A 19,709-nucleotide genomic window follows, 5' to 3' on the forward strand; every position below is an offset into this window, starting at 1 on the left:
ACCCCGCGCCTACTCCCCCTCCAGCATCTTCAGCACCCAGTCCGGCATCACGTCGGCCTCGCTGATCGGCGGCCCGAACTCGAACCCGTGCCGCCCCTCGTGGCCCCTCGGCAGGGCGCAGCACTCGGAGGAGACCGCCCCTTCGAGGAAGGTCGCGGGACACGAGGGCAGCGCCGCGATCTCCCGCCCCGGCCCGTACTCGTCGCCCTCGGGCCAGCGGGCCCAGAGCGTACGGGCCGGCAGGTCGTCGGTGGCGCGGGCGCCCACCGCCAGGGTGCAGTGCGGGCCCGCGTGCCCCTTCTCCAACTCGCACCACAGCGCCGGCTCCACCCGGAGCCCTCCGTCGGAGACCGCGTGCAGCTCGGCGATCTCCGACTCCAGGAACACCACCCTGCGGGGGCACGAGACCCGGTATATGGACATGCCGCCAGCGTGGTACAGCCGGCCGCCGGCGGTGCGGATTTCACCGAGGTTCCCCCGAACGTGCACGCCGCCCGGCGGCAATCCGTTTGCGCCGGCGGGCCCGGCCGGTTAGGAAAAGGCATGCTACGAGGCACGAAGGTCGGGCTCAGGGCCCGGCACGCGGACGACATCCCGGTCCTCCAGGCCGACCTCTACGACGACGCCGTCGCCGGCTCGCGGGCCCAGGCCGGGCCGTGGCGGCCGGTCGCGGCCGACTCGAAGGACAACCCGCTGCTGGTGGACGACAAGAACGAAGGGGTCGTCCCCTTCTCCGTGGTGGAACTGGACGGCGGCGCCCTGGTCGGCACGGCGTCGCTGTGGGGCATCGACAACCACCACAGGTCCGCGCACGTCGGGCTGGGGATCATGCCGTTCGCGCGCGGCAGGGGCTACGGCACGGACATCGTCGCGGTGCTGTGCCACTACGGCTTCGTCGTACGGGGCCTGCACCGGCTGCAGATCGAGACGCTGGCGGACAACGCCGCCATGCTGCGCGCCGCCGAGCGCAACGGCTTCGTCCGCGAGGGCGTGCTGCGCTCCGCCTCCTGGGTGCTGGGCGAGTTCCTGGACGAGGTGCTGCTCGGGCTGCTCGCCGCGGACTGGCGGCCGGACGCGGCGGCGCGGGCGGACTCGGCGGCACAGGCATAGACGGGGCGCGGGCCGCCGGGCAGGCGGGTGGCCGCCGCTGACCGATCGGCCATCGTCGGTACCCCGCGCGAGCCGCGGGGAGCCGGCACGCGGTTCCTTTGGCATGCTGCACTCATGTCGACGCCGCCCCTGCGCCCGGGTGTCTCCGCCGGTCGTACCGCCGGTGCGTCCCTTTCGCCGGCCGGCGGCCTGCGGCTGCGCGCGCGCCGGGTGAGCCGGGACGTCCGCGGGACGGGGCGGGTGCTGAGCGGGGTGTCGCTCGACGCCGCCCCCGGGACCCTCACCGTGATCGCCGGGAGCAGCGGGGCGGGCAAGACGGTGCTGCTGCAGACGCTGGCGGGGCTGAGCGCGCCGAGCGAGGGCGAGGTGTGGCACGACGGGGCGCCGCCGGGGCCGCCGGGGCCGGAGTTCGGGTACGTGCCGCAGGAGGACGTCATCCACCGCGAGCTGCCGCTGCACCGCACGCTGGTGTACGCGGCCGGGCTGCGGATGCCGCCGGGGACGCCGGCCGGTGCCGTCGCCGCGACCGTCGACCGGGTGCTGGCCACCCTGGGGCTGACGTCGCGGCGCGACACCCGGGTACGTGCCCTCAGCGGGGGCGAGCGCAAGCGGGCGGGCATCGCGGTGGAGCTGCTGACCCGGCCGGGGGTGCTGTTCCTCGACGAGCCGACGACCGGGCTCGACCCGGCCACCGGCGCGGAGCTGATGCACACCCTGCGGCGGCTGGCGGACGACGGCACGACCGTCGTGCTGACCACGCACGTGCTCGCCGATCTGCCGCGCGGCGACCAGGTGGTCTTCCTGTCGGCCGACGGCGAGGTCGCCTACGCCGGGGAACCGGACGGGCTGTGCCCGGCTTTCGGCGTGGGCACCGCGGAGGAGGTGTACGCGGCGGTGGCCGCCGGCGCGCGGGCGGCGGGCGCGGGCGCCGGGGACATCCCGGAGCAGGCGGACGCCGGGCCGCCGGCGGGACCGGCCGGGCCGGTGCCGGCGACCGGGCGCGCCACAGCGGAAGCGCCCGCCGGGCCGGCGGCGCCGGCCCGAGCCGCCGCGCCCCCCGCACCCGCGGCGCCCGCCCCACCCGCCGCACGCGCGGCCCGCGTCGGCGCCCTGCGGCAGTGGGCCCTGCTCACCCGCCGCGGCACCGCCCTCCTCCTCAACGACCGGCTCTCCGTCGCCGTCCTCGTCGGCTCCCCCCTCATGATCGTGGCGATGTTCGCCGTGCTCTTCCGCGCCGGCGCCTTCGACCCCGCGTCCCCGGACCCCGGCTCCACCGCGATGATCATGTTCTGGATCGCCTTCGGCACCTTCTTCTTCGGGCTGACGTACGGCCTGCTGCAGATCTGCGCCGAACTGCCGGTCCTGCGCCGCGAATGGCTCGCCGGCCTGCGGATCGGCCCGTACGTCGCCGCCAAGCTGACCACCATGCTCCCGGTGCTGGCCCTGGCCGACGCGCTGCTGCTGGCCGTGCTCCGCGCGCTGGACCGGCTGCCGCCCGCCGGCTGGGACACGTACGCCTCGCTGTTCGTCTCCGGCGTGCTGGCCTCCGCCGCCGCCCTCGCGCTCGGGCTGCTCGCGTCGGCCGCCGTGTCACAGCCGGGGCAGGCGACGCTGATGCTGCCGCTGCTCTGCTTTCCGCAGGTGCTGTTCTCGGGGGCGTTCGTGCCGGTGCCGCGGATGACGGCGGCCGGCGAGGCGATCAGCCTGGCGATGACGAACAGGTGGGCGTTCGAGGCGCTGGGCAGCGGGGTGGGGCTGGAGTCGCTGTGGCGTACGGACGCGTCGCCGCTGGGGCGACCGCTGCTGGCCTCGTACGGCGAATCGTTCGCGCACCCGGCGGGCCGGGGGTGGCTGATCCTGGCGGGCTTCGCGGTGCTGTTCCTTGCGCTGACGTGGTGGGTGCTGGTGCGCAAGTGCCGGGACGGGGCCGAGCGCGGCCGGCAGGGGCGGTAGCACGGGGCCGCGGGCGCGGCGCAGGCGCAGGCGGGCGCAAGGCCGAGGGGAAGAAGGAAGGGAGATGAGGGCGCGGGCCGGGGTCCGGGGCCCGCGGGGTCAGCAGCCCAGCCGCGGCGCGAGGCCGGCCACGTCGGGGATGCGGTCCCGATAGGTCTGCGTCACGAACGACAGAAACGTTTCGACATCCCCGGGCTGCGACGCCACACCCAGCGAGACGCGCACCGCGCCCGCCGACGGCAGGTGCAGCAGCTCCAGATAGTCCTCCAGCGAGCCGAGCCGCCTGCGGGCCGCCCGGCGCAGCCGGCGCGGCGACAGGTCGAAGGCCGCCTCGCCGGCGCCCGGGTTGCAGAAGCAGCCGGTGCGCAGGGAGATGCCGTACGCGGCGCTGTCGCGGATGATGACGCGCTCGTCGACGACCCGGCCGTCGGCGCCGAGGACGTTCAGCGCGACCGTGCCGCCGCGCTGAACGTCCTCGGTGTCGGCCCGGTCCGGCCCGTACACCCGCACCAGCGGCGAGCCGTCGCCGTGCCGCAGTGTCCGCAGCCCGGCGAGCAGCCGCCCCGTCAGCGCGTCGACGTGGTCGTGGACGCGGTCGATGCCGACGCGCTCGATCCAGGCGAGCCCGGCGGTGACGTCCGGTATGGCGAGGAAGTTGACGGTCCCGTCCTCGAACGCCGCCTCGTCGTCGGCGAGGACGTGCCACTGCGCCTGCGCGCTGACCGCGTAGATGGTGCCGCCGGCGAACCACGGGCGCCGCAGCCTGGCGAGCGCGGGGCGGCGGGCGATGAGGGCGCCGACGCCGGTGGGGTGGCCGAAGAGCTTGTACCAGCTCACGACGGTGAAGTCCGGGCGGTGGCGGCCGAGGTCCAGGGAGTTGGTGGGGACGTACGCCGCCGCGTCGAGCACGACGTCGTAGCCGTGGGCCTGGGCGACCGCGATCCAGTCCAGGGAGTGCTGTACGCCGGTGAAGTTGCTCTGCGCCGGGTAGGCCAGCAGCCCGCGGGGGCGGTGGGGCCCGTACGGGACGCCGGGCCGCCGGGCGCGTACGGACAGCGCGGCGCGCATCCGGTCCTCGTCGATCCCCAGGTCCGGCGAGCGCAGCGGGACGTACTCGACGGTGGCGCCGCGCGCCCGCGCGTACTCCCGCAGGCCGTTGACGGAGTTGTGGTTGTCGAGCGAGAGGACGAGCCGGCTGCCGCGCCCGAGCGGATACGCCTCGCCGACCAGGCGCAGCGCGCCCGTGGCGTTGGGCGTGAAGATCACGGCGTACTCGGCGGGGTCGGCGTGGAAGTACCGCAGCACCGCCTCGCGGGCCTCGGCGAGCCGGTCCCCGGAGGCCCGGGACGCGGGGCTCTCGGAGTGCGGGTTGCCGAACAGCCCGCCGGTGATGCGCCGGGCGCTGCCCGCGACGAGGGAGCGCGGCGGGAGCCCCGCGCCGGTGTGGTCGAGATAGGTGTGCCCGCCCTCGTCCAGATAACCGAACTCGCGTTCCCGCAGCTCCGCGAAGAAGTCGGGGGCGCCCGCCGCCCGCTCGCGCACGTGCCCGGTGGTGCCTGCCCTGCCCATGGGACCCCTCCGCATGAATTCTGCTAAAGGTAGCCATACCAGGATGACACCGACGACGCCCGGCGACGCCCAGCGAACGCGGCCGGGGTGGGAGATGTCGCGGCGTACCCCCCTCTCGCGGGGGACGGCCCGGCGTACGCCGGCGAAACCCGGTGGCGCGGGCGCGGGGTGCCTCACTAGCGTCGCCGCCGTGAGGCATGAAGATCCGCTGGCCTACGTGGTGGGCCTGGAGGGCGTCGCCCTGCTGCGCTCGTTCGCCGGAGAGCACGACCGCGCGTTCGTCGCCGCGCGGCTCGGCGAGATCCGCAGGCTGCTCGACGACGAGTCGCTCGCGGGCGCGGGCGTGGACGTCGTCCGGGTGCCCACGGTCGAGGGCTACCGGATCTGGTCGGAGACGTACGACGGGCCCAACTCGGCGTTCGACCTCGACGAGCCCGTCGTCGGCGCGCTCCTCGACCCGCTGCCCGCGGGCGTCGCGCTGGACGCCGCCTGCGGCACGGGGCGGATGGCGGCCCTGCTGGCCGGGCGCGGCCACCGCACCCTCGGCGTCGACAGCTCCCCGGAGATGCTGGCGAGGGCCCGGGAGCGGGTCCCGGGCGGCGACTTCCGCCTCGGCGAGCTGGCCGCGCTGCCCGTGGCCGACGCGGCGGTGGACGTGGTGGTCTGCTCGCTCGCCCTCACACACGTGCCCGATCTGCGCCCGGTGATGGCGGAGTTCGCCCGGGTGCTGCGCCCGGGCGGGCACCTCGTGACGTCGGACCTCCACCCGGAGCGGGTGGCGCTCGGGTCGGTGCCCGCGGTACGCCTGCCGGACGGGAGCCCGGGCCGGGTGGAGACGCACCGGCACGCGGTCGGGGCCTACGTACGCGCCGCGCGCGCGGCCGGGCTGGAGGTGCTCGGCTGCGAGGAGCCGGGCGTGCCGGCCGCCGGGGAAGCGGCGGCGCCGGCGACCGGCCCGGGGCCGTGGGAGGCGTGGCCGTGGTCGCTGCGGGAGCTGGTCCCGGAGGCCACGGCGGCGTCCGACGCGGGCGTCCCTGCGGAGATCGTCTGGCATTTCCGCCGCCCGGCGCCGAGCCGTCACGCGCCCGCGGGATCGTGACGCCGCCGGGCAGGTGCGTGACCCGCCTGCCCCGGACGCGCCCGCGCGGAACGCCAGTTCACCCCGGCCGACCGCCGGGGCGGCGACCCTCCCGCGCGGCCCGTCGCCCCGCCGCTGGGGCCGGACCCGCGCCAAGGCGGGCCGCGGGTCGCGGAGTTGAGGGCCCGGCGTGCCGGAGAACGCGGCCCGGCCCTCCGGGGTGACGTGCACGGCGGACGGCAGGGGGCGGCGGGTGCGGAACCCGGGTGACGTACCTCGCTCGAGAACTGCCGCCCCCGTCGCCGCCCGCATAGGGTGGCGAACATGGATCCAGCAGACTTCTACACCGGAATCGTCGCGGAGCTGTACGGACCGCTGAAGTCCGTCACCCAGGACCCCGAGCCGTACGCCGCCTTCGTCGAGCAGGCGGGCACGCCCGCGCTGGAGCTGGGCTGCGGCGACGGCGAGCCGCTGCTGGAACTGCGGCGCCGCGGGATGGACGTGGACGGCGTCGACTCCTCCGCGGACATGCTGGACCGGCTGCGCCGCCGCGCCGCGGCGGAGAGCCTGCCCGTCACCCTGTTCCACCAGCGGATGGAGGCCCTGGACGTACCCCGCAGGTACGCGGCCGTCTACCTCGCCGGGCCGACGTTCAACCTGCTGCCCGACGACGCCACCGCGCTGTCCGCGCTGCGCGCCATCCGCGCCCACCTCGCCTTCGGCGGCACCGTCCTGATCCCGCTGCACCTGCCCGCCCCCACCGCCGAGAAGGACGTCGGCCGCGCCCGTACCGCCACCGCGCCCGACGGTGCGGAACTGCGGGTCAGCGTCGTCGCCGAGGACCGCGACGAGCACACCCGCACGCAGACGACGCTGCTGCGCTACGAGCGCTACCACCCCTCGGGCAGCAGCGTCACCGAACGCCCGTGGGTGCTGCACTGGTACACGCGCGACGGCTTCCGGACCCTGGCGGCCGTCGCGGGACTCGACATCGCCGAGGTCACAGGACCCGACGGCCGGCCCGCGGCGGCGGACGCCGACCACCTCCACGTACGGCTGCGCCCCGCGGACTGACGCGGGCCGCCCCGCGCGCCGGCCGGCCCGGCGCACCCCGCGTCCGGCCGCGCTCCGCGCGCCCGGCCCGGACTAATTCGCCCGGGTGTTGACGCCTTCTCGCGGACCGCCCGACGCTGAGCCGTATGCCTCCCACGACGTTCCGCCGCCCCACGCGCCGCAGCGTCCTGCGCGGCGCCTCCGCCGTCGGCCTCACGGCCGTCGCCGCGCCCGCACTCGCCCGCGGCGCCGCCGCCGGCGGCCCGCCGCCGCCCAACGTCGTCGTCGTGTCGATCGACGACCTCGGCTGGCGCGACTTCGGCGCGTACGGGAACACCTTCAACGAGACCCCGCACATCGACCGGCTGGCGCGCGAGGGACTCCGCTTCACCCGCGCGTACTCCGCCGCGCCCCTCTGCTCGCCGACCCGCGCCGCGCTGATGACGGGGCTCTACCCGGCCCGCACCGGCATCACCGACTTCCTCCGCGAGGCGCCCGCGGCGAGCAACAAGTTCCTCTCCCCGGACGTCCCCACCGTCCCCGACTTCCTCGGCCCGTACGGCTACACCACCGCCCTGATCGGCAAGTGGCACCTCACCGAGACCTACAGCGGCGAGTACACCGAGCGGCCCGGCAACCCCTACGCGCACGGGCTGGACGAGGCCATCGCCTCCGAGCGGCTGTACATCGCGGACGGCGACTACTTCCACCCCTACCGCTTCATGCCCGACCTGCCGGCCCGCCGGCCCGGCGAGTACCTCACCGACCGGCTCGCGGACGAGGCCGTCGACTTCGTCGCCCGCCACCGCGACGAGCCGTTCTTCCTGCACGTCTCCAACTACGCCGTGCACACGACCCTGGCCGCGAAGCCCGACCTGCTGGCGAAGTACGAGGCCAAGCCGGGCGCCGGGGAACTGCCGAACCGGCCGGCGCTGGCCGCGATGCTGGAGAGCATCGACGACCAGGTCGGCCGGATCGTGGCCGCGCTGGCGGAACACGGGCTCGCCGAGCGCACGCTGCTCCTCGTCACGTCCGACAACGGCAGCCCGTTCCGGGACGCGACCGCGCCGCTGCGCGGCGGCAAGAGCGAGCTGTACGAGGGCGGCATCCGGGTCCCGCTGATCGCTTACTGGCCGGGCCGGGTGCCCCCGGGGCGTACGGACGCCACGCCCGTCTCGACGATCGACGTGCTCCCGACGGCACTGGAGCTGGCCGCCGGTGACGGCGCTCCGGCCGCGCGCTTCGACGGGACGAGCCTCGCCCCGCTGCTCACCGGCCGCGGCCGGCTCCGCCGCGACACCCTCTTCTGGGTCTACCCGCACTTCAACCAGGACCGCCACCCCCACGCCGCCGTCCGCCACGGCGACTTCAAGCTGGTACGCCGCCTGCGCGGCGGCGCCGCCGAGCTCTACCACCTCGGCCGCGACCCCGGCGAGACCGACGACGTCGCCGGCCGCCACCCCGCGACGCTGCGCCGGCTGACCGCGCTGCTCGACGCCCACCTCGCGGACGTCGCCCTGCTCCCGCCGCCGGACCCCGGGGCGTACCCGGTCACCGAACTGGACGAGCGGTTCGACACCGACCTCGGGCGCTTCACCGTCCTGCCCGTACCGCCCGGGTCGCACCGGGGCACCGCCACCGCGGGCGACGGCAGGCTGACCGTGACCACGCAGGCGCCGACGCACCTGCTCCTCCTCTCCGACACCGCGCCGCGCACGGACGCCTTCGCGCTGGTGCTGGACACCGGCACGTTCGCGGGGACGGGCGGCCAGGACACCGTCTTCGTCGGCCTCGCCAAGGACGCGGACAACTACCTGCTGTTCCGCCACCACAACGGGCTGCGCCGGGCCGGCTGGGACCTGCGCATCGACGGGAAGCTGATCACCGTGGGCATGGAGCCGCTCGACAACCTCGACGGCACCGTGGACCTCTCCCGCCCCGGCTCCCGCTACGCCCTGGTGGCCCGCGGCACGGTGGCCACGGCGTACGTGGACCAGGGTGCCGGGTGGGAGTTCCTGTTCACGGCGGACGCGGGCGGGGTGCTGGACCTGACGGACCCGGAGGTACGGGCGGCGTACCGCTACACGGCGAGCGTGCGCCTGGACCGGGGCACGATCACGCTGAACGGCCTCCGGGCCGGCAGCCGCCGCCGGGGCGCAGGACCGGCCTCCTGACCAGGCAGGAAGCGCCACGACGCACAGTCACCCAAACGGGCGTATCGTGTCATAAGGGGATGCATCCGACTCTTCCTTGGAGAGGAGGCAGCAACCATGTCGTATCAGCAACGCACCACCGACATGACCTCGCACCCCGACGTGGGCGAGATGCGCGAGCGATTCGATCGCACGGCGGCCGGAAGTGGTGTGGTTGCCCTCGAAGGACTGATCCTGCTCGCCGGCTTGTTTGCCGCGATTTCGCCCTGGGTCGTGCACTTCACGGGGAACACCAACCTGGCAATCAACAACCTCATCGTCGGCATCACCATCGGCCTCATCGGCCTCGCGCTGGCGCTCGCCCCGGAGCGGACCGGCGGCCTGGCGTGGCTGGCCGTGCCCCTCGGCGTCTGGCTTGTGATCTCCCCCTGGGTGGTCACCACCGCGAACACCGCATCCAACGGCGCCATCTGGAGCAACTGCTTTGTCGGTGGTGCCACGGCCTTGCTGGGTCTGATGGCCGCGGGCATGACCGTGGCCTTCCGCCAGAAGGCACGAAAGTAAGGCCGGACCGGATCCGGCCTGCCTGCACGGCCTGAGGCCGGGCGGCCCCGGGGCGACCCGGGTGCGGCCCGGCCCTCGGGCCGTCCGCGTGCGGCCGGCAGGGGTGGGGACAGCCCCCGGTCCGAGACGCCGACCAGCCCCATCGCCGCGCGCCCCCGGCTGCCGCAGGCTCGTCGCGTACGGGAACGGGCGAGACGAGAGCGCGGGTGGGCCGGGTGCAGCGCGTACGGCGGGTGCTGGTGGCGGCGAGCACAGTGGTGGCAGTGGTGGCGGTGGTGGCCGGTTCGGCCGCCGCCGTACCGGGCCGGGGCGGCGGGGCCCCCGGGCCCGCCGGGCTGCAGGAAAAACTGGACGGGCTGGTGGCCGAGGGCGCGGTGGGCGCGCTCGTGGAGGTGCGCGACGGGCGGCAGGTGTGGCGGGGCACCAGCGGCGTCGCCGAGCGGGACACGGCCCGGGCGGTCCCGGCGCGCGGGCGCTTCCGGATCGGCAGCATCACGAAGACGTTCGTCGCCACGGTCGTCCTGCAACTCGTGGGTGAGGGCCGGCTGCGGCTGGACGACCCCGTCGAGGCGTGGCTGCCGCGCGCGGTCCCGGACGGCCGGCGCATCACCGTACGGCACCTGCTGGGCCACACCAGCGGGCTCTACGACTACAAGCGCACCCTGACCGTGCCGCCGGACCCGGCGTTCCTGGACTACCGCCACCGGACGTGGACCCCGGAGGAGCAGATCGCGCGCGCCGCCGCCCACCCGCCCACCTCGACGCGGCCGGGCACCGTCTACGCGTACTCCAACACCGGTTACCTCCTGCTCGGCCGGATCATCGAGCAGGCCACCGGCCGCCCGTACGCGCAGGAGATCGGGCGCCGGATCCTCCGGCCGCTGCGCCTGCACGCCACCTCGCTGCCCGGCACGTACCCCCGCATCCACGGGGCGCATCCGCGCGGCTACGTCCCGATCGAGCAGGAGGGCGGCGGCACGCGGCTCGTGGACTTCACGGAGATGAACCCGTCGCTGTTCGGCGCGAGCGGCGAGATGATCTCCACGGCGCGCGACCTCGACCGGTTCCTCGCCGCGCTGCTCGGCGGGCGGCTGCTGCCGGACCGGCTGCTGGCCGAGATGCGCGCGCCGGCGGTCCCGGAGCGGGCGTACGGACTGGGGCTGGCCTGGAAGGAGACCGCCTGCGGGAGCACGGTGTACGGCAACGACGGCGACGCGATGACGTACCAGAGCTGGTCGTTCACCACCCCCGACCTGCGCCGTCACGTCACCGTCGCGCTCACGCCCGACCACCGCGCCGACCTCGACGACTCCGTGGACGCCCTCCTGGACGCGGCCTTCTGCGGCTGACCCACGGCGTGGCCGGCCGGCGGGGGCCGCCCCGCGCTCAGGCGTGCGGCGCCAGGAGTGCGCGCAGGCCGCTGCGCAGTTCGGTCTCGACGTCCTTGAACACCGCCCGCTGCACGATGAACCCCTGGACGAGGGCCATCAGGGCGCGCACCACGTGGCCGGTCGGGACGTCCGCGCGCAGGTGGCCCGCGTCCTGGTACCTGCGGACGACGTCCCCCCACATGACACGCATCCGGTCGTAGCCGGCGTTCAGCGTCGCGGCGAGGGACTCGTCGCGCAGGGTCTCGGCCCACACCTGGAGGATCAGCCCGGCGAACACGCTCGGCCGGTCGGTCCCCGCGCGGCGCGCCTGCTCTTCGAGCGCGTTGGTCAGCACCCCGTCGATCAGCTCGTCGAGCGGGCGCAGCGGGGTCTCCCTGCTGGCCGACTCGAAGGCGTGCCGCATCCTGTCGAACGCCTCCTCCGCCACGGCCGTGATCAGCTCGTTCTTGCTGCGGAAATAGCGGTAGACGGCGCCGGAGGACAGCCCGGTCTCCTTGAAGACGTCCTGCATCGACGTGGCGTGGAACCCGTTGCGCGTGAAGCAGCGCCGCGCGCCGTCGAGGATCTGCCGGCGCCGGGCGTCCAGATGGGCCTGGGATACGCGAGCCATGCACCCACGTTAAAACGAACGTTCCTTCTTGACAAGCGGAGCCGACCGGGCGCAGAGTGAGAATCGTAAAACGAACGATCCTTCTCTTAGGAGGCTCCGATGTCCTCCAGCCGCAAGGTGCTCACGGTCGTCGTCCTGGTCCCGGCCCTGATCGCCCTCGCCCTCTGCGCCTTCATCTGGCCGAGCGCCCGGCTCGAACCGCGCGACCTGCCGCTCGGCGTCGCCGGCCCCCCGCAGGCCACGGCGCCGGTCGAGGCGCGACTGGCCGAGCGCGGGGACGCCTTCGACGTGCACACCTATCCCGACGTGGGCGCCGCCCGCACCGCCGTCGAGGAGCGGGAGGTCTACGGCGCCGTCGTGGCCACCCCCGGCGGTCCTGAGCTGCTGGTGGCCTCCGCCGCCGGGCCCGCCGTGGCGCAGTTGCTCACCGAGGCCGCCGGGGAGCAGGCGGCGGGGCGGCCCGTGCCCACCGAGGACGTGGTGCCGCTGCCGTCGGCGGATCCGCGCGGCTCCGTCCTCAACTCCAGCGTCCTGCCGCTGGCGCTGGCCGGCATCGTGGTCGGCGGGGCGGTGACCCTGCTGGGCCTGCGGGGCGGTCGCGCGGTGTGCGCCGTCGTCGGCGCGTCGGCGGCCGTCGGCCTCGTCGGCGCCACGGTCGCGGACACCTGGCTCGGCGCCCTGACCGGCGGCTGGTGGGTGCAGGCCGGCGCGCTCGGCCTGACGGCCCTCGCGGGCGCCGCGGCGGTCGCGGGCCTCGCCGCGGTGCTCGGCCGCGCCGGGATGGGGCTGGGCAGCCTGCTGGTGATGCTCCTCGGCAACCCGTTCTCCGGTGTCTCCTCGGCCCCCGAGATGCTGCCGGAGCCGGCGGGGGTGCTCGGCCAGTGGCTGCCGCCGGGCGCGGGCGGCTCCCTGATCCGCTCGGTCGCCTACTTCGACGGCAACGGCGGCGGGGAGCCGCTCGCTGTCCTCGCCGGCTGGACGCTCGCCGGCCTGGCGCTGCTGCTGCTCGGCCCGCTGCTCGGCCGCCGCCACCGCCGGGACCACCCGGACAGCCTGGAGCCGGCGGCCGGGCGGCGGATCGGCGAGCGCGCCTCGGCCTAGCCCCGCCTTCCGGAGCCCGTGCGACCCGTCCAACAGGCGGGTCGTACGGGCTCGTTGACGTGTACGCGATGTGATCATACGCTCCACGCGTCGGTCCCGGTCGCGCCCGCGACGTGTGTCCATCCCGGGTGCGTCCCGCCGCCGTCCCCCACAACTCCGTACCGTCACTCCGGAGGAGCCTGTGAAGAGACGCCCCGCGGCCGGCTGGGCCGCCGCCGCACTCGCCACCACCCTCGCGGCCACCGGCGCGCTCGCCGGACCCGCCACCGCGGCGGCCGAGTCCACCGCGACCGCCCCCCGGGCCCGTATCGCCACCGCCACGGAACCCGTCACGCACGAGCAGAACGACCGCGTCCCCGAGGGCGCGGAGTGGACGCAGCACTACTTCCCCTCCGCCGACGACTCGGGTACCGAACTGCACGCCGACGTGCTGCTGCCCGAAGGTCTGGAGAAGGGCGAGGAGGTGCCCGTCATCCTGTCCGTCGGGCCGTACTTCGCCCACGCCGGCGCGACCGGCGACGAGGGCTGGTCGCACACCGGGCCCTCCACCCGCTTCCAGGACTTCGTCGAGGGCGCCGACCTCTTCGCCAACGGCTACGCCTTCGTCATGGTCGACCTGCGCGGCTTCGGCGGCTCGACGGGCTGTCTGGACTGGGCGGGCCCCGGCGAACAGGCCGACGTCGAGGCGGCGATCGACTGGGCCGCGAGCCGGCCGTGGTCGACGGGCGCGGTCGGCATGTACGGCAAGTCGTACGACGGCGTGACCGGTCTTATCGGCAACAACCTGGACCAGCGGGCCCTCAAGGCCGTCGTGTCGCAGGAGCCGGTCTGGGACATGTACCAGTACATCTACTCCAACGGCGTGCCCCGCCCCAACGTGACCGGCACCGCGAACGCGTACAACTCCATCGCCACCATCCCCCCGATGGCCGACGACGACCCCCGCTACCGGGCCAACGCCCGCTGGGAGGAGAGCCATCCGGAGTGCCTGACGGAGAACTCCGCCGGCTACCGGATCTCCGACCAGCGCAGCGAGCACTGGAAGGCCCGCGACCTGGCGCGGCAGGCCAGGGGCAGCGACACCCCCCTCTTCGTCACGCAGGGCTTCATCGAGCCCAACACGAAGCCCGAGGAGATGGAGGAGTACCTGCGCAACCACCGCGGCCCCGAGCGCGGTTGGCTGGGTCAGTGGGACCACGTCCGCGGCGGCGACCGCGTGCCCGACGGCCGGCTGGCCATGGGGCGCGAGGGCTGGGACGACGAGACCCTCGCGTTCTTCGACCGCTATCTGAAGGGCGAGCGGCCGGGCGTCCGTTACCCGGAGTACGCCATGGAGGACAACAGCGGCGACTGGCGCGCCCAGCGCACCTGGCCGGTCGTCGAGCGGCGCGCGGCCATCCCGCTGGGCGGCGGCTCGTACGTGGACGACGGCGGCGCCTCCGCCCTGGCCGACCTCACCGCCTCCGGCCGCGCGGCGCCCCACCGGCCCGCGCAGCCGTCGGGCGAGTGGGACATGGAGAACGCGCCGGCGGTGGAACCCGCCGCCCCGGACGGGCTGGCCGCGGAGGCCGCGAAGCGGCAGCGGGCGGGCGAGGTCACGTCGAGCTTCTTCGCGTGGTCGAAGCCGCTGAAGCGGGACGTGCGCGTCACCGGCACCCCGCAGGTCTCGCTGTCCGCGAAGGGCGCGGGCGACGGCGCCGGGAACGTGATGCTCAAGCTGTACGACGTCGCCCCCGACGGCACCGCCGTGATGTTCGACGAGCAGGTCTCGCTGCTGGAGCGCGGCCGGTTCACCGTCGACCTGAAGGCGACCGACTGGCGGCTGGCGGCCGGGCACGTGCTGGCCGTGGAGATCGGCACCATCCAGACCGGCTCGTGGCTGGACACCCCGTCCGGCGAGACGATCGAGGTGAGGCACGCCACCTTGCACCTGGCCCTGGACGGCCCCGCCGACGACGTGCCGACGGGCGGCGAGCGCTCGCCGTACCTGGACACGTACCTGAGCCGGAACACGGTGGACCTCCCCGCGGGCCCGCCGACCTTCACCGTCCCCGACGTCAACCGCCGCTGACGGGAGGGCCGGTCGGCCCTCCCCCACGGCACGTCCGCCGCCCGGCAGCCCCCGAGGGCTCCGGGCGGCGGACGCGTCCGTGCACGTACGAGCCTGTGCGACGAGCACCGGCAACAGGGCCGCGACCGCCGGGCCGGGGGCGGGGCGGGAGGGCGGTTTCTGACGGTCTATCGTGTACGCCATGTCCGTGCCCGAGCTGATCCGCATCGTCTCGCGTGACTCGCCCATGGCCCTCGCCCAGGTCGAGCGCGTCCGCGCCGAACTGGCCGCGCGGCACCCCGGCATCCGCACCGCGGTCGTGCCGGTGAAGACCACCGGCGACAGGTGGCTGGGCAACCTGTCCGAGGTCGACGGCAAGGGCGCGTTCACCAAGGAGGTCGACGCGGCGCTGGTCGCCGGGGCGGCGGACCTCGCGGTGCACTGCGTCAAGGACGTGCCCGCGGACCGGCCGCTGCCGGCCGGGACGACGTTCGCCGCGTTCCTGCGCCGCGACGACATCCGCGACGCGCTGGTCCACCCCGGCGGGCTCGGGCTCGACGACCTGCCCGCGGGCACCCGGATCGGCACGTCCTCCGTACGCCGCGTCGCGCAGCTCTCGGCCGCGTACCCGCACCTGGAGTGCGTGCCGTTCCGCGGCAACGCCAACCGCCGGCTCGCGAAGCTCTACGCCGGGGAGGTCGACGCGCTGCTGCTGGCCGTGGCCGGACTCGAGCGCATCGACCGCGCCGACGTCATCACCGAGGTGCTCCCGGTCGAGACCATGTGCCCGCCGCTGGGCGCCGGGATCCTGGCGCTGCAGTGCCGCGAGGACGACACGGCGACCATCGACGTCGTCAGCGACCTGAACCACCCGGAGACGTACCGCGAGGCCATGGCCGAGCGGATGTTCCTGCACGTGCTGCAGGGCCACTGCAACAGCCCCATCGCCGGCTTCGCCACCGCCGGACCGGACGACCTGTGGCTGAGCGGCCGGGTGTTCAGCCCGGACGGCAAGACCGTGCTCGACGCCCGCGAGCCCGCGGGCCGGCTCACCCCGCCGGACCTGGGCACGTCGGTCGCGCTGGCGCTGCTGCGGCAGGGCGCGCGGGAGCTGATCGACGGCATCCCGCACTGACGGCGGCGACGGGCGCGGGCCTGCCGGGCGGGTGGCGGGACGCCGGGGTCTACACGGCGGCCGGGGCACTCCGCATCGTCACGGCCGCGGCGCGGGCCGATCTGCGGGAGTGACCCGGCAACGTGGCCTCCGGCGCGTGCCGGGAGGCGCGCGTGGGGCGGAAGTCGGCCACGATACAGGGCTGTTTTCGCCACAAGCGGGCCCCGCGGGCCGGGCGGGCGGCGCCGTCGCGCCCGTTCAGGGCCGGGTCGGTCGCCGTGGAAACGGGCCGAACCGGGCACGATCCGCCGCGTCCCACGCGCGTGCCCCGGCCGTGGACGGAGGTAGCTTGCGCATGACCAGTCGGGTTTGACTGCGCGACCGTTTCCGTATCAGTGAGGTGAGTTCGCGTGCTTACCGTGGGGATCGTGACGCCTGACCGCCGGCACCTGTCGCACGTGCTCGGTCTCGCACTCGACAAGTTCCACATCGACATCGTGCTCAGCGGCGCCGCCGTGGCGGACGCCGTCTCGCGCCCGGAGGCCGGGCGGGTGGACGTCTGGCTGGCGCGGCCGGCGGCGGCCACCGCGGAGTCGGTACGGGAGTTCCGGCGGCTGGTGCCGCCGCGGGGGGCCGCCGAGTACGGGGCCGGAGACGGCGGCGCCGGTGGGGCCGCCGGTGGGGCCGGGGCCGGCGGCGTGGGCCGGCCGCGGCCGCTGGCCGTCGTCTGCGGGGGCGAGGAGAGCCAGGTGTCCCAGGCGCTGGCGTTAGGCGCGTCGGCGGTGATGCTGCCGGACGACTCGGTGTTCGACACGGCGGCCGGCCTGTACGCGGCGGCCTCCCGGGACCTGTTCGTCTCACCGCGGCTGCTGCGCCGGGTGTCGCGGCGGCTGAGCGACGTGCTCAGCGGGCCGCTGACGGCCGGCGCGGCCGTGCTGACCGAGCGGGAGGAGCGGGTGCTGAGCCTGATGTCGGCGGGCATGTCCAACGGGGCCATCGCCCGTTCCCTGTGCATCAGTCCGGCGACGGTGTCCACGCACGTGGGGCACATCCTGCGCAAGCTGGGTGCCGGGAACCGGACGCAGGCGGTGATCGCCGCCCTGCAGCAGTCGCTGATCGCCCACCCGGCGCACCGCGCCTGAGGGTTGCGGCGCGGTACGCCGGGTGCGGATGCGGTCGCCCGCGGCGGTCGCGTACGGCCGTCAGGTGCGGCGGCTCGGCGGCAGGTCGTGGAAGTCGGACGCGAAGAGCGTGCGCGGCTCCTCCTCCTCGTCGAAGCCGCCGGAGGACACCACGAGGAACTGCACCTGCCGGGAGCCCGGCGGATGCGGGCAGTGGTGCGTGACGAAGGTGAGCAGCGCCAGGTAGGGGATGGTCAACTGCAGCACCTCGATGCGCTTCTCGTCCAGCGCGAGCTGGGTCAGCTCCGAGACGGTGTCGGGGAGCAGCTTCTCCACCCGCCGGCCGGGGTGCCAGAGCATGTGCCGGATCGTGCGCCGCTCCAGCATCGGGTACTCGCACCACTGCGTGGTGCTTCCGTCCGCCAGCCGCTCGCGCCCCAGGACGTGGATGTCGGAGCGGCCGGGGTTGGGGGCGAAGAACGTGGTGACGGGGATCGCCGTGTTGATCGGGTCGATGCGGGTGAGGAACCTCGGGGTCTTGCGGAACTGCTTGGCCGCGGTGAGCCCCAGCCAGGAGGCGAGAACCCCGTAGAGCCCGTAGCGGGCGGCGGTCTGCGGGAGTGCGGTCGCGGTGGTGGTCATGTGCGGTCTCCTCGGGCGCCGTCGGGCGCCGGCTCGGTCTGCTCGGTCTGCTCGGTCGCAGCCCGCGGCGGTACGGCACGGTCGGCGGGCGCCCCGGCGCGCTTCGCCGCGCGCGTACGCACCCACTGGACGGCCCGTACGACGTGCGCCGCGTGCGCCTCGTCCAGCACCAGCGACTCGTGCCCGGCCGCCTCGACGACGTCGTGCCGCGACACCGTCGACAGCAGCGCCAGCTCGCGCTGGAACTCGGCGTGCAGCGGGTCGCTGCGCACCGTCTCGCCGGCGGTGACCACCGCGACCGGCGTGTCGGTCGCGGGCAGCGGCAGCCGCGCGTCGGGGCACCAGGTCCGCTGCGACTCGGCCAGCTCCTCGCGGGCCGTGCGCCACAGCCGCGGCCGGAGCACGATGCGGGCCGTGGCCTCGCCCAGCGGCGCCGGCAGCCCGCTCATCTGCCGCGGGCGGCCGGTGTGGCGCAGCAGCCCGAACGTCGCCTGCAGCCCGGTCGTCGTCATGCGCTGCCGGATCCATGGCAGCGCCTCGCGCTGCCGCGGGGAGCGGACGAACTGCTCCGGGTGCGTGGCGTCGACGAACACCAGGCCGCCGGTGAGTTCGGGGTGGCGGCGGGCGAAGGTGCGGATCAGCAGGCCGCCGATCGAGTGGCCGACGAGGACGTACGGGGGCGTCAGCCCGAGGGCGCGGAGCGTCCCGGCGAGGACGTCGGCGGCCTCGTCCGGGCCCTGCGGGCGGTCGGCGGCGTCGCTCCAGCCGATGCCGGGCCGGTCGTACGCGGCGCTGGGCGTCCGCGCACCCAGGCCGCGCTGCACCCAGCCCCACTGGGTGGCGGGGGCGGCGAGGCCGTTCTCGAAGACGACGGAGGGGCCGGCGGCCGAGGAGGGGCCGGCGGCGGAGTTGCGGGGCAGGACGTGGACGGTCCGGCCGGCGACGGTGAGGAGTTCGCCGGGCGGGTCGCGGCGCAGCCGGGCGTCGCGTACCCGGTCGGCCCGCCGTACGGCGGCGCCGGCCAGCAGCGCGAGTCCGGCGCCGGCGGTGACGGCGGCGGCGCCGCGGGGGGTGGCGGCGGCGCGGAGCAGCCGGCCGGCGGTGGCGGCGGACGGCATCCGCAAGGCGGCCCGGGAGGCTGTCGTGGAGGCAGCCGGAGAGCCGGCCGGGGTGGCGGCGCGGGCGCGCGGGCCGAGGGAGCGGGAGACGTGCGCGAGCGCCGGATAGGTGGAGCAGTAGGACCACACGAAGCGGTTGAGCCCCATGAAGCGCGCGTTGCCGAGGTGGAACGCTGTGCCCGCGGCCAGGATCCCGCGCGCCACCGGCCGCGGCGCGACCAGCACCAGCGGGAACGCCATCTCGCCGAGGATCGTCGCCCACGCCACCGACTTCGCCAGCCACGGCCGGTCGCGTACGGCCCGGTAGAAGAGCGGGTCGCCGAAGGTGCTCGTGCGGAAGATCTCCGGGATCGCCGTGCCGTCGCGCCAGACCGGGGAGATCAGCTTGGCCGCGCCCGAGGTGAAGTAGGCCATGCAGACCTGCGCGGCGAGGAAGCGCACCAGCATCTCGCGAGCCCGCGGGTCGTGCCCGAACGCCTTCTCGGCGGCGGACACCGCGTAGTTGACGAACGTCAGGTGGTCGGAGCCGTCGAGGCCGAAGCCGCCCATGCGGGTGTGCAGGCCGTGCGCGGTGCCGCACATGGTCGCGGCGAGCACGCCGCGCTGCGCCCGGGTGGCGCCGGGCAGCAGCAGGCCGAGGCCGGTCAGGGCGCGGGTCTGCACCAGGCCGACGACGCCGGGGTAGCCGAAGACCTTCTCCAGCCGCTCCTCGCCGGCGCGGCGCCACCACATCGGGGCGCGCAGCCGCATGACGGGCCAGGCGAACAGGCCGTCGTCGGCGAGGGTGTCGGCGGTGGCGAGCTGCTCGACGGCGCCGACCGTGGCGCCGACCGAGGTCATCAGCTCCAGCTTGCGGAACACGGTGTCGAGGGCGTCCTGGCCGCCCCACAGCCGGTCGGCGAGCGGCCGGAGCGCGGCGGCGGGCGGAGCGGGGGGCGGAGCGCTGGGGGATGTCACGGGCGGGGTCTCCCTTCGGGCGGTACGGCAGTGCGCTCCCGGGCGGCGGCGGAGTGCCGTCCGCCCGGGAGCGCCGTGGCCGGCCGGACGCCGGTGGTACCGAGGTGCGGGCGGTGCCGGGACGT

General features: G+C 75.4%; 16 protein-coding genes. 11 read left to right on the forward strand and 5 right to left on the reverse strand.

The window, feature by feature from the left end:
- Nucleotides 1-9: 9 nt before the first annotated feature.
- Complete coding sequence (locus O7599_RS11375) at nucleotides 10-423, reverse strand: hypothetical protein (protein WP_281622020.1); 414 nt, start codon at nucleotides 421-423, stop codon at nucleotides 10-12.
- Nucleotides 424-543: 120 nt separating this feature from the next.
- Here O7599_RS11375 and O7599_RS11380 point away from each other — a divergent pair, with 120 nt between their 5' ends.
- Both O7599_RS11380 and O7599_RS11385 read left to right on the forward strand, forming a co-directional pair.
- Entirely contained in the window at nucleotides 544-1,110 is a 567-nt protein-coding gene (locus O7599_RS11380) for a GNAT family protein (protein ID WP_281622021.1), read from the forward strand.
- Between the two features lie 114 nt (nucleotides 1,111-1,224).
- Nucleotides 1,225-3,063, forward strand: coding sequence for an ATP-binding cassette domain-containing protein (locus O7599_RS11385; RefSeq protein WP_281622022.1), 1,839 nt, complete (start codon nucleotides 1,225-1,227; stop codon nucleotides 3,061-3,063).
- Nucleotides 3,064-3,162: 99 nt separating this feature from the next.
- On the opposite strand, the gene O7599_RS11390 is transcribed toward O7599_RS11385, so the two are convergent.
- A complete protein-coding gene (locus O7599_RS11390) occupies nucleotides 3,163-4,632 on the reverse strand; it encodes an aminotransferase class V-fold PLP-dependent enzyme (protein WP_281622023.1) in 1,470 nt (489 codons plus the stop codon).
- A gap of 190 nt (nucleotides 4,633-4,822) precedes the next feature.
- Between O7599_RS11390 and O7599_RS11395 the strand changes: the two genes are divergently transcribed.
- From O7599_RS11395 to O7599_RS11415, 5 genes are all read left to right on the forward strand, one after another.
- Entirely contained in the window at nucleotides 4,823-5,731 is a 909-nt protein-coding gene (locus O7599_RS11395; RefSeq protein ID WP_281622024.1) for a class I SAM-dependent methyltransferase, read from the forward strand.
- A 303-nt stretch (nucleotides 5,732-6,034) separates the two neighbouring features.
- On the forward strand, nucleotides 6,035-6,784 hold the full coding sequence (locus O7599_RS11400) for a class I SAM-dependent methyltransferase (protein ID WP_281622025.1): 750 nt from the start codon (nucleotides 6,035-6,037) through the stop codon (nucleotides 6,782-6,784).
- Nucleotides 6,785-6,909: 125 nt separating this feature from the next.
- Nucleotides 6,910-8,937: a sulfatase gene (locus O7599_RS11405; protein WP_281622026.1), complete on the forward strand. Its 2,028-nt coding sequence runs from the start codon at nucleotides 6,910-6,912 to the stop codon at nucleotides 8,935-8,937.
- Between the two features lie 96 nt (nucleotides 8,938-9,033).
- Nucleotides 9,034-9,480, forward strand: coding sequence for an SPW repeat protein (locus O7599_RS11410; RefSeq protein WP_281622027.1), 447 nt, complete (start codon nucleotides 9,034-9,036; stop codon nucleotides 9,478-9,480).
- 215 nt (nucleotides 9,481-9,695) lie between these two features.
- The gene (locus O7599_RS11415; protein WP_281622028.1) at nucleotides 9,696-10,829 is read left to right on the forward strand and encodes a serine hydrolase domain-containing protein; all 1,134 of its coding nucleotides are present in this window, start codon (nucleotides 9,696-9,698) and stop codon (nucleotides 10,827-10,829) included.
- Between the two features lie 37 nt (nucleotides 10,830-10,866).
- Here O7599_RS11415 and O7599_RS11420 read toward each other — a convergent pair whose 3' ends face one another.
- Nucleotides 10,867-11,481 carry a TetR/AcrR family transcriptional regulator gene (locus O7599_RS11420; RefSeq protein WP_281622029.1) on the reverse strand — a complete coding sequence of 205 codons (615 nt, stop codon included), beginning with the start codon at nucleotides 11,479-11,481 and terminating at the stop codon, nucleotides 10,867-10,869.
- A 99-nt stretch (nucleotides 11,482-11,580) separates the two neighbouring features.
- Here O7599_RS11420 and O7599_RS11425 point away from each other — a divergent pair, with 99 nt between their 5' ends.
- From O7599_RS11425 to O7599_RS11440, 4 genes are all read left to right on the forward strand, one after another.
- The gene (locus O7599_RS11425; protein WP_281622030.1) at nucleotides 11,581-12,582 is read left to right on the forward strand and encodes an ABC transporter permease; all 1,002 of its coding nucleotides are present in this window, start codon (nucleotides 11,581-11,583) and stop codon (nucleotides 12,580-12,582) included.
- Nucleotides 12,583-12,763: 181 nt separating this feature from the next.
- Nucleotides 12,764-14,653, forward strand: a complete 1,890-nt coding sequence (locus tag O7599_RS11430; protein ID WP_281622031.1) for a CocE/NonD family hydrolase — start codon at nucleotides 12,764-12,766, stop codon at nucleotides 14,651-14,653.
- 181 nt (nucleotides 14,654-14,834) lie between these two features.
- Entirely contained in the window at nucleotides 14,835-15,767 is a 933-nt protein-coding gene (hemC, locus tag O7599_RS11435; protein WP_281622032.1) for a hydroxymethylbilane synthase, read from the forward strand.
- Nucleotides 15,768-16,174: 407 nt separating this feature from the next.
- The gene (locus O7599_RS11440; protein ID WP_281622033.1) at nucleotides 16,175-16,888 is read left to right on the forward strand and encodes a response regulator transcription factor; all 714 of its coding nucleotides are present in this window, start codon (nucleotides 16,175-16,177) and stop codon (nucleotides 16,886-16,888) included.
- Nucleotides 16,889-16,948: 60 nt separating this feature from the next.
- Here the strand turns inward: O7599_RS11440 and O7599_RS11445 are convergent, their stop codons facing one another.
- Nucleotides 16,949-17,509 carry a hypothetical protein gene (locus tag O7599_RS11445; protein WP_281622034.1) on the reverse strand — a complete coding sequence of 187 codons (561 nt, stop codon included), beginning with the start codon at nucleotides 17,507-17,509 and terminating at the stop codon, nucleotides 16,949-16,951.
- Nucleotides 17,506-19,584 (reverse strand): alpha/beta fold hydrolase, encoded by a 2,079-nt coding sequence (locus tag O7599_RS11450; protein ID WP_281622035.1) that lies wholly within the window; start codon nucleotides 19,582-19,584, stop codon nucleotides 17,506-17,508. The genes O7599_RS11445 and O7599_RS11450 overlap by 4 nt, the downstream gene beginning before the upstream one ends.
- Nucleotides 19,585-19,709 lie beyond the last annotated feature (125 nt).

The organism is Streptomyces sp. WMMC500 (genome assembly GCF_027497195.1).
Lineage (GTDB): Bacteria > Actinomycetota > Actinomycetes > Streptomycetales > Streptomycetaceae > Streptomyces.

What these genes read in the sequence shown, in the direction of transcription:
- O7599_RS11405 (WP_281622026.1), top strand. Translation starts at nt 6,910, where the DNA reads ATGCCTCCCACGACGTTCCGCCGCCCCACGCGCCGCAGCGTCCTGCGC.
- hemC (WP_281622032.1), top strand. Translation starts at nt 14,835, where the DNA reads ATGTCCGTGCCCGAGCTGATCCGCATCGTCTCGCGTGACTCGCCCATG.
- O7599_RS11375 (WP_281622020.1), bottom strand. Translation starts at nt 423, where the DNA reads ATGTCCATATACCGGGTCTCGTGCCCCCGCAGGGTGGTGTTCCTGGAG.
- O7599_RS11425 (WP_281622030.1), top strand. Translation starts at nt 11,581, where the DNA reads ATGTCCTCCAGCCGCAAGGTGCTCACGGTCGTCGTCCTGGTCCCGGCC.
- O7599_RS11400 (WP_281622025.1), top strand. Translation starts at nt 6,035, where the DNA reads ATGGATCCAGCAGACTTCTACACCGGAATCGTCGCGGAGCTGTACGGA.
- O7599_RS11445 (WP_281622034.1), bottom strand. Translation starts at nt 17,509, where the DNA reads ATGACCACCACCGCGACCGCACTCCCGCAGACCGCCGCCCGCTACGGG.
- O7599_RS11380 (WP_281622021.1), top strand. Translation starts at nt 544, where the DNA reads ATGCTACGAGGCACGAAGGTCGGGCTCAGGGCCCGGCACGCGGACGAC.
- O7599_RS11390 (WP_281622023.1), bottom strand. Translation starts at nt 4,632, where the DNA reads ATGGGCAGGGCAGGCACCACCGGGCACGTGCGCGAGCGGGCGGCGGGC.
- O7599_RS11410 (WP_281622027.1), top strand. Translation starts at nt 9,034, where the DNA reads ATGTCGTATCAGCAACGCACCACCGACATGACCTCGCACCCCGACGTG.
- O7599_RS11420 (WP_281622029.1), bottom strand. Translation starts at nt 11,481, where the DNA reads ATGGCTCGCGTATCCCAGGCCCATCTGGACGCCCGGCGCCGGCAGATC.
- O7599_RS11385 (WP_281622022.1), top strand. Translation starts at nt 1,225, where the DNA reads ATGTCGACGCCGCCCCTGCGCCCGGGTGTCTCCGCCGGTCGTACCGCC.